Origin of the sequence: Pantoea sp. AS-PWVM4 (genome assembly GCF_000468095.1) — a bacterium.
In the GTDB taxonomy this organism is placed as follows: Bacteria; Pseudomonadota; Gammaproteobacteria; order Enterobacterales; family Enterobacteriaceae; genus Pantoea; species Pantoea phytobeneficialis.
On record NZ_ASZC01000002.1, the window covers coordinates 317,254 to 331,992 of the forward strand.

The 14,739-nt window shown below is 55.8% G+C and carries 12 protein-coding genes; 9 read left to right on the top strand and 3 right to left on the bottom strand.

Features of this window, described 5'->3' with window-relative positions:
* Nucleotides 1-187 precede the first annotated feature (187 nt).
* The 5 genes from L579_RS01645 (at nt 188) to gsiD (ending at nt 6,508) form a co-directional block, all read left to right on the top strand.
* Nucleotides 188-1,153, top strand: coding sequence for an isoaspartyl peptidase/L-asparaginase family protein (locus tag L579_RS01645; protein WP_021182547.1), 966 nt, complete (start codon nt 188-190; stop codon nt 1,151-1,153).
* A 10-nt stretch (nt 1,154-1,163) separates the two neighbouring features.
* Entirely contained in the window at nt 1,164-3,020 is a 1,857-nt protein-coding gene (gsiA, locus tag L579_RS01650; protein ID WP_021182548.1) for a glutathione ABC transporter ATP-binding protein GsiA, read from the top strand.
* Between the two features lie 68 nt (nt 3,021-3,088).
* A complete protein-coding gene (gene gsiB / locus L579_RS01655) occupies nt 3,089-4,624 on the top strand; it encodes a glutathione ABC transporter substrate-binding protein GsiB (RefSeq protein WP_021182549.1) in 1,536 nt (511 codons plus the stop codon).
* Nucleotides 4,625-4,672: 48 nt separating this feature from the next.
* Nucleotides 4,673-5,593: a glutathione ABC transporter permease GsiC gene (gsiC, locus tag L579_RS01660; RefSeq protein WP_021182550.1), complete on the top strand. Its 921-nt coding sequence runs from the start codon at nt 4,673-4,675 to the stop codon at nt 5,591-5,593.
* 9 nt (nt 5,594-5,602) lie between these two features.
* Entirely contained in the window at nt 5,603-6,508 is a 906-nt protein-coding gene (gsiD, locus tag L579_RS01665) for a glutathione ABC transporter permease GsiD (RefSeq protein ID WP_021182551.1), read from the top strand.
* 40 nt (nt 6,509-6,548) lie between these two features.
* Here gsiD and L579_RS01670 read toward each other — a convergent pair whose 3' ends face one another.
* Together L579_RS01670 and rimO are read right to left on the bottom strand one after the other, a co-directional pair.
* On the bottom strand, nt 6,549-8,210 hold the full coding sequence (locus tag L579_RS01670; RefSeq protein ID WP_036624556.1) for a methyl-accepting chemotaxis protein: 1,662 nt from the start codon (nt 8,208-8,210) through the stop codon (nt 6,549-6,551).
* Between the two features lie 128 nt (nt 8,211-8,338).
* A complete protein-coding gene (gene rimO / locus L579_RS01675) occupies nt 8,339-9,664 on the bottom strand; it encodes a 30S ribosomal protein S12 methylthiotransferase RimO (RefSeq protein ID WP_021182553.1) in 1,326 nt (441 codons plus the stop codon).
* A 239-nt stretch (nt 9,665-9,903) separates the two neighbouring features.
* Between rimO and L579_RS01680 the strand changes: the two genes are divergently transcribed.
* From L579_RS01680 to L579_RS01690, 3 genes are all read left to right on the top strand, one after another.
* Entirely contained in the window at nt 9,904-10,539 is a 636-nt protein-coding gene (locus tag L579_RS01680; RefSeq protein ID WP_021182554.1) for a carbonic anhydrase, read from the top strand.
* A gap of 127 nt (nt 10,540-10,666) precedes the next feature.
* Entirely contained in the window at nt 10,667-11,323 is a 657-nt protein-coding gene (locus L579_RS01685) for a DUF3313 domain-containing protein (RefSeq protein ID WP_021182555.1), read from the top strand.
* Between the two features lie 104 nt (nt 11,324-11,427).
* Entirely contained in the window at nt 11,428-12,564 is a 1,137-nt protein-coding gene (locus L579_RS01690) for a PQQ-dependent sugar dehydrogenase (protein WP_021182556.1), read from the top strand.
* Here the strand turns inward: L579_RS01690 and L579_RS01695 are convergent, their stop codons facing one another.
* Nucleotides 12,565-13,221 (bottom strand): HAD family hydrolase, encoded by a 657-nt coding sequence (locus L579_RS01695; protein WP_036624561.1) that lies wholly within the window; start codon nt 13,219-13,221, stop codon nt 12,565-12,567. It lies immediately after the preceding gene.
* A gap of 278 nt (nt 13,222-13,499) precedes the next feature.
* Between L579_RS01695 and L579_RS01700 the strand changes: the two genes are divergently transcribed.
* Nucleotides 13,500-14,705 (top strand): serine hydrolase, encoded by a 1,206-nt coding sequence (locus tag L579_RS01700; RefSeq protein ID WP_021182559.1) that lies wholly within the window; start codon nt 13,500-13,502, stop codon nt 14,703-14,705.
* Nucleotides 14,706-14,739: the final 34 nt, after the last annotated feature.

The window sequence follows — 14,739 nt, forward strand, 5'->3', positions numbered from 1 at the left end:
AACCGGGCACTGCTCACGCTTTTGTCAAACTTAAAGGCATAAACCACAATAAAAGGTTATGACCCGGCAGCACAGTTTCTGCTTTACAAGGCGGGATGGCCTTTCTATATTCGAAAGTTGCCAAAAAATAATGAAAACCATTCTAAATCAGTGTTTTTGGTTCTGATTCCTTGACAGGGTAACGGGTATGACTAAAGCAGTTATCGCCATTCACGGCGGCGCGGGTGCCATCACTCGCGCGGCGATGAGCGCCGAAAAAGAGCAATATTATCGTCAGCAACTGGCGGCGATTGTCGCCGCTGGTCAGCAAATTCTGGCCGATGGCGGCAGCGCGATGGACGCGGTGACCGAGGCCGTGCGCTTGCTGGAGGAGTGTCCGTTGTTTAACGCCGGTAAAGGGGCGGTGTTTACCCATCAGGGTACGCATGAACTGGATGCCAGCATTATGGATGGCCGCACGCTGGAGGTGGGCGCGGTCGCCGGGGTTAACCATATCCGCAACCCGGTACTGGCGGCGCGCGCAGTGCTGGAGGTCAGCCCGCATGTGCTGTTTATCGGTGCCGGTGCGGAAGCCTTTGCCACCCAGCAGGGGCTGGAGATGGTTGCGGCAGACTTTTTCTCCACCCCTGAACGCTGGGAGCAGCTGCAACGCGCGCTCGGCAGCGATCAGGCGGTGCTGGATCATGACGGTGCGGCGCAAAGCCACAGCGATGACCCACTCGATCCCGATCGTAAATTTGGTACGGTCGGTGCAGTGGCACTGGATTTACATGGCAATCTGGCCGCTGCCACTTCAACCGGCGGTATGACCAACAAACAGGCGGGACGCGTGGGCGATTCACCGTTGGTCGGTGCCGGGTGCTACGCCAACAACGATTCGGTCGCGGTTTCCTGTACCGGCACTGGCGAGGTGTTTATCCGCACTCTCGCCGCTTACGACGTGGCGGCACAAATGCGTTATGCCGGTCGCACGCTGCAACAGGCCAGCGCCAATGTGATTCACGATAAAGTCCAGGAACTGGATGGCAGCGGTGGGCTGATTGCCGTTGACCGCGATGGCAATGTGGCGCTGCCGTTTAACAGTGAAGGAATGTACCGCGGATTCGCTTATGTGGGCGGCGAAGTTGAGGTAGCCATTTACCGCGATAGCTAAAGGAGCAGGCATGACGGATCGGCAACGGCAATTAACACCAGACCAGGTTCTGGCGGTACGGGATCTGAACGTACGTTTCCAGCATGAAGGACGTATTACCGAAGCGGTGCGCCAGCTCTCGCTTGATCTGCATCGTGGTGAAACCCTGGCGCTGGTGGGGGAGTCCGGTTCGGGTAAATCGGTCACTTCGCTGGCGTTGATGCGGCTGATCCAGCAGGCGGGTGGGGAAGTCAGCGGTGAAATCACCCTGCGACGGCGTAATGGCGAGTTGCTGGATGTGATGCGGGCTCCTGCCAGCCAGATGCGACGCGTACGCGGTGCAGATATGGCGATGATCTTCCAGGAGCCGATGACCTCGCTGAATCCGGTGTTCACCGTCGGTGAGCAGATCGCCGAATCGATCCGTCTGCATCAGGGCAAAAGCCATCAACAGGCGTTGGCTGAAGCGCACCATATGCTCGATCTGGTGCGCATCCCCGAAGCGCAAAATGTCTTGTCGCGCTATCCGCATCAACTTTCCGGTGGCATGCGTCAGCGCGTAATGATCGCTATGGCGCTCTCCTGTAAACCCGCGCTGCTGATCGCCGACGAACCCACGACCGCGCTGGATGTCACCATTCAGGCACAAATCCTGCAATTGATCCGCGTGCTGCAAAAAGAGATGCAGATGGGGGTGATTTTTATCACCCACGATATGGGCGTGGTGGCGGAAATGGCCGACCGGGTGCAGGTAATGTATCGCGGCGATGTGGTGGAACGTGCGCCAGTGCAGCAACTGTTTAACCAGCCGCAGCAACCCTACACCCGGGCGCTGCTCTCCGCCGTGCCTAAACTGGGGGCGATGAATGGACAACCGCTTCCGGCAAAATTTCCGCTTATCCACCGTGATGGTCGCGAAGAAGCCCAGACGCCGCAGGATACCGTGCGTGTTGACCGCCCGCCGGTGCTACAGGTACGCGATCTGGTTACGCGTTTCGATATCCGCAGCGGTTTGCTCAATCGGGTAAAACGGCGCGTCCACGCGGTGGAGAAGGTCAGTTTTGATCTTTATGCCGGTGAAACGCTCGCCCTGGTGGGGGAGTCCGGCTGCGGTAAGTCGACCACCGGTCGTTCTCTGCTACGCTTAGTCGCCAGTCAGGGCGGCACCATTACTTTTGACGGGCAACGCATTGATGCGCTCGAGGGACGGGCGCTGGCGGCCTTGCGTCGTGATATTCAGTTTATCTTTCAGGACCCTTACGCCTCGCTCGACCCGCGTTTGACGGTGGGCTTCTCCATCATGGAGCCGCTGCTGGTGCATCAGACGATGAACCGCCGCCAGGCCGAGCAACGTGTCGCCTGGCTGCTGGAACGCGTCGGGTTGTTGCCGGAACATGCCCAACGTTATCCGCATGAATTTTCCGGTGGTCAGCGTCAGCGTATCTGCATTGCGCGCGCGCTGGCGCTGAACCCCAAGGTGGTGATTGCTGATGAGTCGGTCTCGGCGCTGGATGTGTCGATTCAGGCACAAATCATCAATCTGATGCTCGATTTGCAGCGCGAATTTGGCATCGCGTTTCTGTTTATCTCGCACGATATGGCGGTAGTGGAACGCATCAGCCATCGTGTGGCGGTGATGTATCTTGGACAGATCGTGGAGATGGGGCCACGCCAGGCGGTGTTTGAGCAACCGCGCCATCCCTATACCAAAAAACTGATGGCGGCAGTGCCGGTGGCCGATCCGGCGCACCGGCGTCGTGAACGGGCGTTGCTGGTGGATGAAATCCCCAGCCCGATACGTCCGTTGGGCGATGAGCCGGAAGTCGCGCCATTGATTGAGGTGGCACCAGGGCATTTTGTCGCCCGCCATGCCATCAGCGGCACCTGAACAGCAGCAACTCATCCGCGTCACCGGCTGGTGTGCGCAAAGACAGGGACTACAGGAGAACGATAACGATGCACCATATTATGCGTAAAGGGGTTATCACTGCCGGGTTGTTAAGTTCGGCGCTGGCGCTACCGGCCTGGGCGGCGAAAGATGCGGTGATTGCCGTGGCTTCAACATTTACCACCCTCGATCCTTACGATGCTAACGACACCTTGTCGCAGGCGGTGGCGAAGTCCTTCTATCAGGGATTGTTCGGCTTCGATAAAGATATGAAGCTGACTAACGTGTTGGCTGAAAGCTATCAAACCAGCAGCGATGGCCTGACTTACACCATCAAACTGCGTCCCAATGTGAAGTTTCAGGATGGCACCGACTTCAATGCGGAGGCGGTGAAGGTCAACCTCGATCGCGCCAGCAACCCGGATAATCACCTCAAGCGTTACAACCTGTTTAAATACGTCGCCAGCACCGAGGTGGTGGATCCGCTGACGGTCAAAATCACCCTGAAGCAGCCGTTCTCAGCCTTTATCAATAACCTGGCCCATCCGGCGGCGGTGATGATCTCCCCAGCGGCGCTGAAAAAATATGGCAAGGATATTGGTTTCCATCCGGTGGGAACCGGGCCGTTTGAATTTGTCACCTGGAACCAGACTGACTTCGTCAAAGTGAAGAAGTGGGATGGCTACTGGAAAAAGGGCTATCCAAAGCTCGACAGCATTACCTGGCGTCCGGTGGTGGATAACAACACCCGCGCGGCGATGTTGCAGACCGGCGAAGCCACTTTTGCTTTCCCGGTGCCGTTTGAACAGGCCAAATTGCTGGAGAAAAACAGCAAGCTCGATGTGGTCACGACCCCGTCGATTATGCAGCGCTATATCAGCCTGAACGTGACACAAAAGCCGTTCGACAATCCGAAGGTGCGTGAGGCGCTGGAGTATGCCATCAACCGCCAGGCGTTGGCGAAGGTGGCGTTTGCCGGATATGCCACGCCCGCCACGGGCATTGTGCCGCCAGCCATCGATTTTGCGCAGAAGTATCCCGCCATTGCTTACAATCCGGCCAAAGCGCGTGAACTGCTGAAAGAGGCGGGTTACCCGAATGGTTTTGAAACCACGTTGTGGTCATCACATAACCACAGCACCGCGCAGAAAGTGTTGCAGTTCACCCAGCAACAGTTGGCGCAGGTCGGAGTTAAAGTGAAGGTGTTGGCGATGGATGCCGGCCAGCGTGCGGCGGAAGTGGAAAGCAAAGACCAGAAAGAGAGCGGCGTGCGCATGTTCTATACCGGCTGGTCAGCCTCGACCGGTGAAGCCGACTGGGCGCTGACGCCGCTGTTTGCCACCAGCTCATGGCCGCCAGCGATCTTCAATACCGCGTTTTACAGCAATCCCCAGGTTGATAAAGATCTGGCCGATGCGCTGAAAACCACCGATCGCGACCAGAAAGCCAAACTGTATAAAGATGCACAGGATCGCATCTGGAACGACCATCCGTGGATCCCGCTGGTGGTGGAGCAACTGCTGTCTGCCAGTAACAAAAACCTGAGCGGTTTTTACGTCATGCCTGATACCTCATTTAACTTTGATGAGGCCGACCTGAAGTAACCCTGAGGGGCAGCCCGCGTGGCTGCCCCTCACCGTGCAGGACTTCGCATGCTGAATTATTTTCTCAAACGATTACTGGGACTGATTCCCACGCTGCTGATTGTGGCGGTGTTGGTGTTCCTGTTTGTACATCTGTTGCCGGGCGATCCGGCACGCTTGATTGCCGGGTCCGATGCCGATGCGCAGGTCGTCGCGCTGGTGCGTCAGGAACTGGGCCTTGATCAGCCATTGATCCAGCAGTTCTGGCATTTCATCTGGAATGCGGTGCAGGGGGATTTTGGTCAGTCGATGGTGTCGAAACGTCCGGTTTCCGAAGAGATTGCCACGCGTTTTTTTCCGACACTGTGGCTGACATTAAGCAGCATGATCTGGGCGGTGCTGTTTGGCATGGTGATTGGCATCGTCTCTGCGGTATGGCGTAACCGCTGGCCGGATCGACTGGGTATGACGCTGGCGGTGTCGGGGATCTCTTTTCCGGCGTTTGCCCTCGGTATGCTGCTGATGCAAATTTTTTCCGTGGATTTAGGCTGGTTGCCGACCGTGGGTGCCGACAGCTGGCAGCATTACATTCTGCCCTCCATCACCCTCGGCGCGGCGGTTGCGGCGGTGATGGCGCGCTTTACCCGTGCATCGTTCGTGGAGGTGATGCAGGAGGATTATATGCGCACCGCGCGGGCCAAAGGGGTGCGGGAAACGCTGGTGGTGGTCAAACACGGGCTACGCAATGCCATGATTCCAGTGGTCACCATGATGGGGCTGCAATTTGGCTTTTTGCTCGGCGGTTCGATCGTAGTGGAAGTGGTGTTTAACTGGCCCGGTCTGGGCCGTCTGCTGGTGGATTCGGTGGAGATGCGTGATTACCCGGTGATTCAGGCCGAGGTGCTGCTGTTCTCGCTGGAGTTCATTCTGATTAACCTGATTGTCGATATGTTGTACGCGGCGATCAACCCGGCTATTCGCTACAGGTAAGGAGTCGCAATGAAAAACTGGCGACGCGAGGCGGCACTGAAAATCATGCCGACGATGACGGAAAACCGGGTGCGCACCCCCTGGCGCGAGTTCTGGCGACGCTTTCGTCGCCAGCATGTGGCGCTGCTGGCGGGGGCGTTTGTGTTGTTGCTGATCGTGGTGGCTTTTATCGCCCCCTGGATCGCGCCCTTTGATGCCGAAAACTATTTCGATTATGACCGCCTGAATGAAGGCCCGTCGTTGATGCACTGGTTTGGGGTTGACTCGCTCGGCCGCGATATTTTTAGCCGTGTGTTGGTCGGCACGCGCATTTCCTTAATTGCCGGTTTCTTTTCGGTAGCGATAGGGACGGTGATCGGCACCTTATTGGGTTTGCTGGCAGGCTACTACGAAGGTTGGTGGGATCGTATCACCATGCGCGTCTGCGACGTGTTGTTTGCCTTTCCGGGCATTCTGCTGGCGATTGCTGTGGTGGCGATTATGGGCAGCGGCATGAGTAACGTGATTGTCGCGGTGGCGATTTTCAGTATCCCGGCGTTTGCGCGTTTGGTGCGGGGTAACACCCTGGTGCTCAAACATCAGACTTATATTGAATCGGCCCGCAGCATCGGTGCCTCGGACTGGACCATCATTATGCGCCATATCCTGCCGGGTACGGTTTCATCGATTGTGGTCTACTTCACCATGCGTATTGGCACCTCGATTATCACGGCCGCCAGCCTGTCGTTTCTTGGCCTCGGTGCGCAGCCGCCCACGCCAGAGTGGGGCGCGATGCTCAATGAAGCACGCGCCGATATGGTGATTGCCCCCCATGTGGCGATTTTCCCCAGCCTCGCCATTTTCCTGACGGTGCTGGCGTTTAATTTGCTGGGCGATGGGCTGCGTGATGCATTGGATCCGAAATTGAAAACCTGAACCAGGTGAGCAACGGCGCGATCTATCGCGCCGTTTTACCTTAAAACGTTTCCCAATTGTCATTGCCGGAGGCAGCAGGGGCCTTCAACGCGCGCGGAGCTACAACTGGCGCTGACGGACGCACCAGCGCCGCCACCGCCTGACGTGTGCCGGTGTTAAAACGCGCTACCGCCGCAGACAAACGGCTGGCCTGTTGTTCCAGCGATGCCGACGCATTCGCCGATTCCTGCACCAGGGTGGCGTTCTGTTGCGTAACGCGATCCATCTCGTTCACCGCCTGGCCGATCTGGTCGATACCACGGCTCTGCTCATCCGATGCGGAGGCAATCTCACCCATAATATCGGTCACGCGGGTGACGGCGCTGACGATTTCCTGCATGGTGTCGCCCGCGCTGCCAACCTGTTGTGAGCCGAGATTGACACGCTGAACCGAGTTCTCAATCAACAGCTTGATCTCTTTTGCTGCCTGGGCACTGCGTTGGGCCAGGTTACGTACTTCACCTGCCACCACCGCAAAACCGCGTCCCTGTTCTCCGGCGCGAGCCGCTTCAACTGCCGCGTTAAGGGCGAGGATATTGGTCTGGAAGGCAATGCCATCAATCACGCTGGTAATATCCGCGATCTTTTTCGAACTGTCGGCGATATCGTGCATGGTTTTCACCACGCCAGCCACCACGTTGCCACCCTTATCGGCGGTATCGGAAGCGGTTCTTGCCAACTGCGTGGCCTGGCGCGCGTTATCGGCGTTTTGTTTCACGGTGGCGGTGAGCTGCTCCATACTGGCGGCGGTCTCCTCCAGTGATGCGGCCTGTTGTTCGGTACGTGAGGAGAGATCGTTATTCCCGGTAGCGATTTCACTGACGCTGCTGAAGATCGCATCAGCGCTGTCACGGACATTGCTGACGGTACTGAGTAGCGCCTGTTGCATATGATTCAGGCTGGCAGCCAGTGCCGCCATTTCACTGCGGCCTTCTACGTGCAGACTGCCGGAAAGATCCCCTTCAGCAAAACGTTCCATCTGTTTTTGCAGTTGCTTCATCGGGGTGAGCAGAATACGGCGTACCAACACCCAGACTGCTGCCAGCATCAGCACCACCACCACGGCCATCACCGCAACCATAGCCAGCACACGTTGCCAGGCGCTTTCGTTTTCCGCGCTGCCTTGTGCCAGCAACTCGACGTTCTGCGCACGCCACTGCTTGTAAGCCTCTTCGAGGTCATCCTGCGCTTGCTGGGCATCAAGATTGCCATACGAAGGGTAATCATTGGCTTTCAGAAAGGTGGCGGATTGTTGCAGCAAATCCGCCATTGCGCTGAACTTGGCTTCGACCAGGGCCGCAGCCGCGTCACTCTGGCCTTTGATGCGTGGCAGACTTTTGTACTGGGCAAAGTGCTGCTGCGCTTCATTCAGCGAGACGCCCGCCGCAGTGATCAATTTGTCAATCGCCGCCAGTGAGGCTGCATCGGTCTGCTTTTTCAGGATACGGATGGCGACGCGGTTAATGGTGACACGGGTTTTCACCAGCGTTTGCCAGCCATCGGCCAGTTCGCGCTGCTGGTGGGATAATTGATCGCTGGTGGTGAAGTTACGCTGACCCGCCATGAGCGAGGTCAGAAACAGCGAGCCGGAAACGACTTGCATGGCTGTAAAGACCACCAGAATCACAATAATGGCGGTCACGACTTTCATTCTTTTAAGCATCCTGAACTCTCTGGGCAAAAGGGGCGTGTACAGAGGTTATCGGTGTAAAAGAAAGGCGCTTTACTGTCGGGGAAAAATAATTTCGGCGGAGAATGATATCCCCCATGACTGGCATGGGGGAGGAGGGATTAAACGCGTGAACCCCAAAGATCGTATTCGTCGGCGTGTTCCACTTTGACGCGCACCACGTCGCCGACTTTCACCTGACGATCGCCGTTCAGGTAGACCGCACCATCGATTTCTGGCGCATCGGCCATGCTGCGACCGACCGCACCTTCTTCATCGACTTCATCGATGATCACCAGAATTTCGCGGCCAATTTTCTCTTGCAGACGTTCAGCCGAGATCTGCTGTTGCAGCTGCATAAAGCGTTCGAAACGTTCCTGTTTCACCTCTTCAGGCACCTGATCCGGCAGTTGGTTGGCGGTTGCGCCTTCAACCGGGCTGTACTGGAAGCAGCCGACACGATCCAGACGCGCTTCTTTCAGGAAGTCGAGCAGCATCTGGAAATCTTCCTCGGTTTCTCCCGGGAAGCCGACGATAAAGGTGGAACGCAGCGTCAGTTCCGGGCAAATTTCACGCCAGCGCTTAATACGCTCCAGCGTACGTTCTACCGCACCCGGACGCTTCATCAGCTTCAGAATACGCGGGCTGGCGTGTTGCAGCGGAATGTCGAGGTACGGCAGGATCTTACCTTCAGCCATCAGCGGAATGACATCATCCACATGTGGGTAAGGGTAGACGTAGTGCAGGCGCACCCAGACGCCAAGTTTTGCCAGTTGTTCACACAGGCTGACCATGCTGGTCTTCACCGGGGAACCGTTCCAGAATCCGGTACGATGCTTGACATCGACGCCGTAGGCGGAGGTGTCCTGAGAAATGACCAGCAGCTCTTTCACACCGGCTTCCACCAGACGTTTGGCTTCGTCCAGTACCTCGCCAATCGGGCGGCTATCAAGATCGCCACGCATTGACGGGATGATGCAGAAGGTACAGCGATGGTTGCAGCCTTCCGAAATCTTCAGGTAGGCATAGTGGCGCGGCGTCAGCTTCACGCCCTGCTGCGGCACCAGGCTGAGGAACGGGTTGTGCTCTGGCTTCGGCACATAGTGATGAACGTGTGACAGCACCTGCTCGTAGCTGTGGGGACCGGTGATTTCCAACACCTTCGGGTGCACTTCGCGGATTTGATCCACTTTGGCACCAAGGCAGCCGGTGACGATCACTTTCCCGTTCTCGTTCAACGCTTCACCAATCGCTTCCAGGGATTCCTGCACGGCGCTGTCGATAAATCCACAGGTGTTAACAATGACGATCTCCGCGTCATCATAGCGTGGTACCACGTCATAACCTTCGGTACGCAGTTCCGTCAGGATACGTTCCGAGTCAACGAGGTTTTTTGGGCAGCCGAGTGAGACAAAGCCCACGCGTGGAGGATTGGTGACATGGCTCATAAGAATAAAAATTCATCATCATTAGTGTGGATAGGGGGGCGATTGTACAGGTGTCCGCGGGGAAATTGTATAGTCTGTTTTAAAGCCGCAACATGCTCAGGGTTGTCTTCACCGGGTGATTTTGCTTAAATGCCCGGTTGGTGCCTGTAAGCTATTATCGATACAAGAAAAAATTATGCAGCGCTGACGGTGAAATTGCTCACTGCCAGGGCAGAAGTGGATAATGTGAGAGCAGAGAAATGAAAGAGATCATCAAAGGTTTTCTGAGTTTTCAACAGAATGTGTTTCCTGAAAGGAAGGATCTTTTCAAAAGCCTGGCGTCCAACCAAAATCCTAAAGCCCTGTTCATCTCCTGCTCAGACAGCCGTCTGGTGCCGGAACTGGTGACACAGCAGGAGCCGGGTCAACTGTTCGTTATCCGTAATGCGGGCAACATTGTGCCGTCATTCGGACCTGAGCCAGGCGGTGTATCCGCCACCATCGAATATGCCGTAGTGGCGCTGGGCGTGAGCGAAATCATCATTTGCGGCCACTCCAACTGTGGCGCGATGAAAGCCATTGCCGAGTGCTCCTGCATGGATACCATGCCTGCGGTGGAACACTGGCTGCGTTATGCAGATGCTGCGCGCGCCGTCGTAGAGAACAAAAAGTACGACACGCCGGAAACCAAGCTTACTGAGATGGTGAAAGAGAACGTTATCGCCCAGCTCCACAATATCAAAACACATCCTTCTGTCGCGGTAGCGCTGCGTAAAGGTTCGCTGCGTCTGCACGGGTGGGTTTATGATATTGAGAGCGGCAAAATCATGGCGCTGACTAAAGGCGGCGATGAGTTTGTTTCCCTGTCCGATAACCCGGAAACCTGCTTCGAATAAGCCCCAGACCGCCTGTGTTGCGCCAGTAACCCAGGCGGTTGCTATTCACATTTCTTCAATTTTTCTTACTGCTCGTTACTGCTCAAACTAAGCTTGAAAAGCCATTTCTCCTCATAAGGGCTTTCATATGCGATCACATCTCGTTGTTCCCCTGGTGACGCTGGCTTTCCTCACAGCAGGGTGTACCTCCCATGTTGCTGATACCAAACAATATTCAGGCTTTCTCGGTGATTACAGCCAGTTAAAAATGGCGGAATCGGCGAGTGGCAAACCGACGATGCGCTGGATATCACCCGATTATCATGCGGCTAAGTATCCCAACGTCATTTATACCCCAATAGTTTATTACCCGGCGGCGCATCCGACGCAGCGTATCAGCCAGCAGACGCTGGACGCGATACGACAGTATGCCGACCAAAAACTGAAAGACGGCATCGCGGTGCATAAAAATCTCGTGACCCAGAAGGGACCGAATACGATGGTGGTGAGGGCGGCAATCACCGCCGTGGGTAGCGAAAATGAGGGGGTGCAATTCTATGAAGTGGTCCCCGTTGCGGCGGTGATCGCCGGAACCATGGCCGCGACCGGACATCGTACCCAGAACAGTACGCTGTACCTCGAAGTTGAAGCCAGCGATGCGCAAACCGGCAAACCGTTGATTAAAGTGGTGCGTAAGGCCTTCGGTAAGACGCTCCCTAACAATAGCTCGCCCATCACTCTGAATGATCTGCGTCCAGGCATTGATGAAATGGTCCGTGATGCGGTTTCTTTCAGCGCGCCCTGAAATGTCCATGCCCGGGCCGCCGGGCTTAATGTTTTGTAAATCCTGCACATCCTTTTTAACCGGCTGACTACCCTTAACGTCAGACGGTTAAAAAGGAGACACCCATGCGATTGATGCGTGCCGCGTTGCTGTTTGGCAGCGTGTTGAGTGGTTCCCTGCCAGCACTGGCAGCGGATGTTCAGGTTCAGGTTTTACAGGACCATCTGGATCACCCCTGGTCGGTGGCATTTCTGCCCGACAATCACACCTTGCTTATCACTGAACGTTCGGGTCAGTTACGCAGTTGGCAGCATGACAAAGGCTTATCCGCGCCAATTAGCGGCGTGCCAAAAGTGTGGGTGCAACGGCAGGGTGGGTTGCTGGATGTGGTGCTGGCACCGGATTTCGCACAAAGCCGCCGTGTATGGCTCAGCTATACCACGGCTGACGCGGCGGGGCGTGCGGGTGGCGTAGTCGGCTATGGTCGCCTGAGTGATGACAATCGTCAGTTGAACGACTTCCAGGTGGTGCTGGAGCAAACGCCAAAACTCTCCAGCGGGGCCAATTTGGGCACACGGCTGGCGTTCGACCAGGCAGGATTTTTATGGATTGCCTTCGGAGACAATTTTGCCAGCAGCAGCGCACAGGATCTGGACAAGCTCTCCGGCAAGATCGTGCGCCTTACGGCTGACGGTAAGATCCCGGCAGACAACCCCTTTTTGCATCATCAGGGGGCGCGCGGTGAAATCTGGTCATATGGCATGCGTAATCCACAGGGGCTGGCGTTGAATCCGTGGACGCAGCAGATGTGGGAAAGTGAGCACGGACCTCGCGGAGGCGATGAAGTCAATATCCCGGAAAAAGGCAAAAATTATGGCTGGCCGTTGGCGACCTGGGGCATTGATTACAGCGGGCAGAAAGTGCCGGAATCCAGGGGCGGCGAAGTTGCGGGCACGGAGCAGCCGGTATTTTACTGGAAGGTTTCCCCGGCCATCAGCGGGATGGCGTTTTATAACAGCGCGCGTTTCCCGCAGTGGAAAAACTCGTTGTTTATCGGCGCGCTGAAGGAAAAAAGTCTGATTCGCCTGATGGTCAATGGCGAGAAGGTGGTAGAGGAGCAGCGCCTGCTGACGGAACGAGGAGAACGTATTCGCGATGTTCGTCAGGGGCCGGACGGTTTCCTGTATGTGCTGACCGACGAGCGTAACGGTAAATTATTGAAAGTGGGGCTGGCCGCGAACGCCAGTGCCCCACGCGGGTAGTTAGCGTACCCAGTTACACACTTCCCAGCCACGCTGCTGCGCTTCCTGATGCAGCAGCTGATCCGGGTTGATGACCCAGGCATGATCGGCATGGGCCAGCAACGGCAGGTCGTTCATCGAGTCGCTGTAGGCCCAGGTGCGCTCAAAACGTCGCTCCTGTTGCAACGCTTTCCAGTTGCTTAATCGCGCCACTTTGCCCTCTTTGTAGGTCATGGTGCCGTAGGTCAGGCCGCTGTAGCGGTCATCGACAATCTCCACGCCAATGGCCAGCGCACCATGCACGCCAAGTCGCTCGGCAATCGGTACCGCCAGGTGCTCACCGCTGGCGGTGATAATCATCACGGTATCGCCACGTTGTTGATGCCAGTTGATGCGTTCGCGTGCGGCGGGAAATACGCGCGGCAGGATATCGCGGTGGATAAAACGCCGCACCCAGCCAGATACCGTCATGGTTGCCATTCCGGCCAGCGGGGCAAGTGTGGTGTTCATATATTCTTCAATTGAGAGCGTTCCGGCGTGATATTGGGTCATTAGCGACTGTTCGGCGCTAATCAGTTCGGCGGGGGCAAAACCCTGTGAAACCAACCAGCGCAGCCACAGGCTGGTGCTGTCTTCACAAATCAGGGTTTCGTCGAGATCGAACACGGCTAAGTCCATCATGATTCTCCTCAGGCTGACTGAAATCAGGTTAGCGGAAATTTGTGACTGGCTTAACTGATCTGCGAAAAATCGGAATTTCTCGCAATTTTTCACAGATGGCGACAGAACAAAGGTGGCAGCGCAACGGTGATGGTGCCAGGGTTACTGTAATAATTTCTATAAAACTTTACCGACAGACGGTTTTTTTCCGCAGCGCAAACCGGTAGTTTTTTAGGCAACGTGCGTCTTGCAGGAATGAGCCACGATTTAACAAGGACAATTATCTGGTCATACACATGAAAAAATTACTTAATGCTTCTACCTGGCGGCCTTTTGCTGCCTCCTCCCTTCTGTTCGTGCTTCTTCCGGTTTCCGCCCTGGCTGAAGAGGCCCCTGCCGCGCCACAAATTGAAGCCAAAGCCTGGATTTTGATGGATTACAACAGCGGTAAGGTGCTTACCGAGTCGAACGCCGATCAGCGTCTGGACCCCGCCAGCCTGACCAAAATGATGACCAGTTATGTGGTCGGTCAGGCGCTGAAGTCAGGCAAAATTCATGAAGACGACATGGTGACTATCGGCCAGGATGCCTGGGCTACGGGTAACCCGAAGCTGAAAGGATCGTCGCTGATGTTCCTTAAACCCGGTGACCGCATCCCGGTTTCTGAGCTGAACAAGGGGATTGTCATCCAGTCTGGTAACGATGCCTGTATCGCGATGGCCGACTACGTCGCGGGGAGCCAGGATTCGTTTATTGGCCTGATGAACAACTACGCGAAATCCTTCGGCCTGCAAAACACCCATTTTATGACGGTGCACGGCCTCGATGCGGATGGGCAGTACAGCACTGCGCGCGATATGGCGATTATCGGTCAGCGGTTGATCCGTGATGTACCGGAAGAGTATGCGCTGAATAAAGAGAAAGAGTTTACCTTTAACAACATTAAGCAGATGAACCGTAACCGTCTGCTGTGGAGCAGCAACCTCAAGGTTGACGGTATCAAAACCGGCCATACCTCGGGCGCGGGCAACAATCTGGTTTCATCGGCGACTGACGGTGACATGCGTCTGATTTCCGTGGTGCTGGGTGCTGAAACCGATGCCGTTCGCTTCCGTGAGAGCGAAAAACTTCTCACCTGGGGTTTCCGTTTTTATGACACCGTGACCCCGATTAAAGCGGATAAACCTTTTGCTCAACAGCGTGTCTGGTTTGGTGATCGCCAGGAGGTCAACCTGGGTGTGGAGAAAGATGCCTCCATCACCGTGCCGAAAGGGCAGATGAATAACCTCAAAGCCAGTTACACCCTGACGTCACCGCAGCTGGAAGCGCCGCTGAAGAAAAATCAGGTGGTGGGTACCATCGATTTTCAGCTGGATGGCAAAACGGTTGATCAACGTCCGTTGGTGGTGATGGAAGATGTGCAGGAAGGGGGCTTTATCGGCCGTATCTGGGATTTCATCGTGATGAAATTCGATAGCCTGTTTGGTAAGTGGTTTAACTAACCGTCATCCGTAATGGCGCGATAAATCGCGCCGT

Excerpts from the sequence above, each read along its gene's own strand:
- L579_RS01700 (WP_021182559.1), top strand. The coding sequence starts at position 13,500 with ATGAAAAAATTACTTAATGCTTCTACCTGGCGGCCTTTTGCTGCCTCC.
- gsiB (WP_021182549.1), top strand. The coding sequence starts at position 3,089 with ATGCACCATATTATGCGTAAAGGGGTTATCACTGCCGGGTTGTTAAGT.
- L579_RS01685 (WP_021182555.1), top strand. The coding sequence starts at position 10,667 with ATGCGATCACATCTCGTTGTTCCCCTGGTGACGCTGGCTTTCCTCACA.
- L579_RS01695 (WP_036624561.1), bottom strand. The coding sequence starts at position 13,221 with ATGGACTTAGCCGTGTTCGATCTCGACGAAACCCTGATTTGTGAAGAC.
- L579_RS01645 (WP_021182547.1), top strand. The coding sequence starts at position 188 with ATGACTAAAGCAGTTATCGCCATTCACGGCGGCGCGGGTGCCATCACT.
- L579_RS01690 (WP_021182556.1), top strand. The coding sequence starts at position 11,428 with ATGCGATTGATGCGTGCCGCGTTGCTGTTTGGCAGCGTGTTGAGTGGT.
- gsiA (WP_021182548.1), top strand. The coding sequence starts at position 1,164 with ATGACGGATCGGCAACGGCAATTAACACCAGACCAGGTTCTGGCGGTA.
- L579_RS01680 (WP_021182554.1), top strand. The coding sequence starts at position 9,904 with ATGAAAGAGATCATCAAAGGTTTTCTGAGTTTTCAACAGAATGTGTTT.
- gsiC (WP_021182550.1), top strand. The coding sequence starts at position 4,673 with ATGCTGAATTATTTTCTCAAACGATTACTGGGACTGATTCCCACGCTG.
- gsiD (WP_021182551.1), top strand. The coding sequence starts at position 5,603 with ATGAAAAACTGGCGACGCGAGGCGGCACTGAAAATCATGCCGACGATG.
- rimO (WP_021182553.1), bottom strand. The coding sequence starts at position 9,664 with ATGAGCCATGTCACCAATCCTCCACGCGTGGGCTTTGTCTCACTCGGC.
- L579_RS01670 (WP_036624556.1), bottom strand. The coding sequence starts at position 8,210 with ATGCTTAAAAGAATGAAAGTCGTGACCGCCATTATTGTGATTCTGGTG.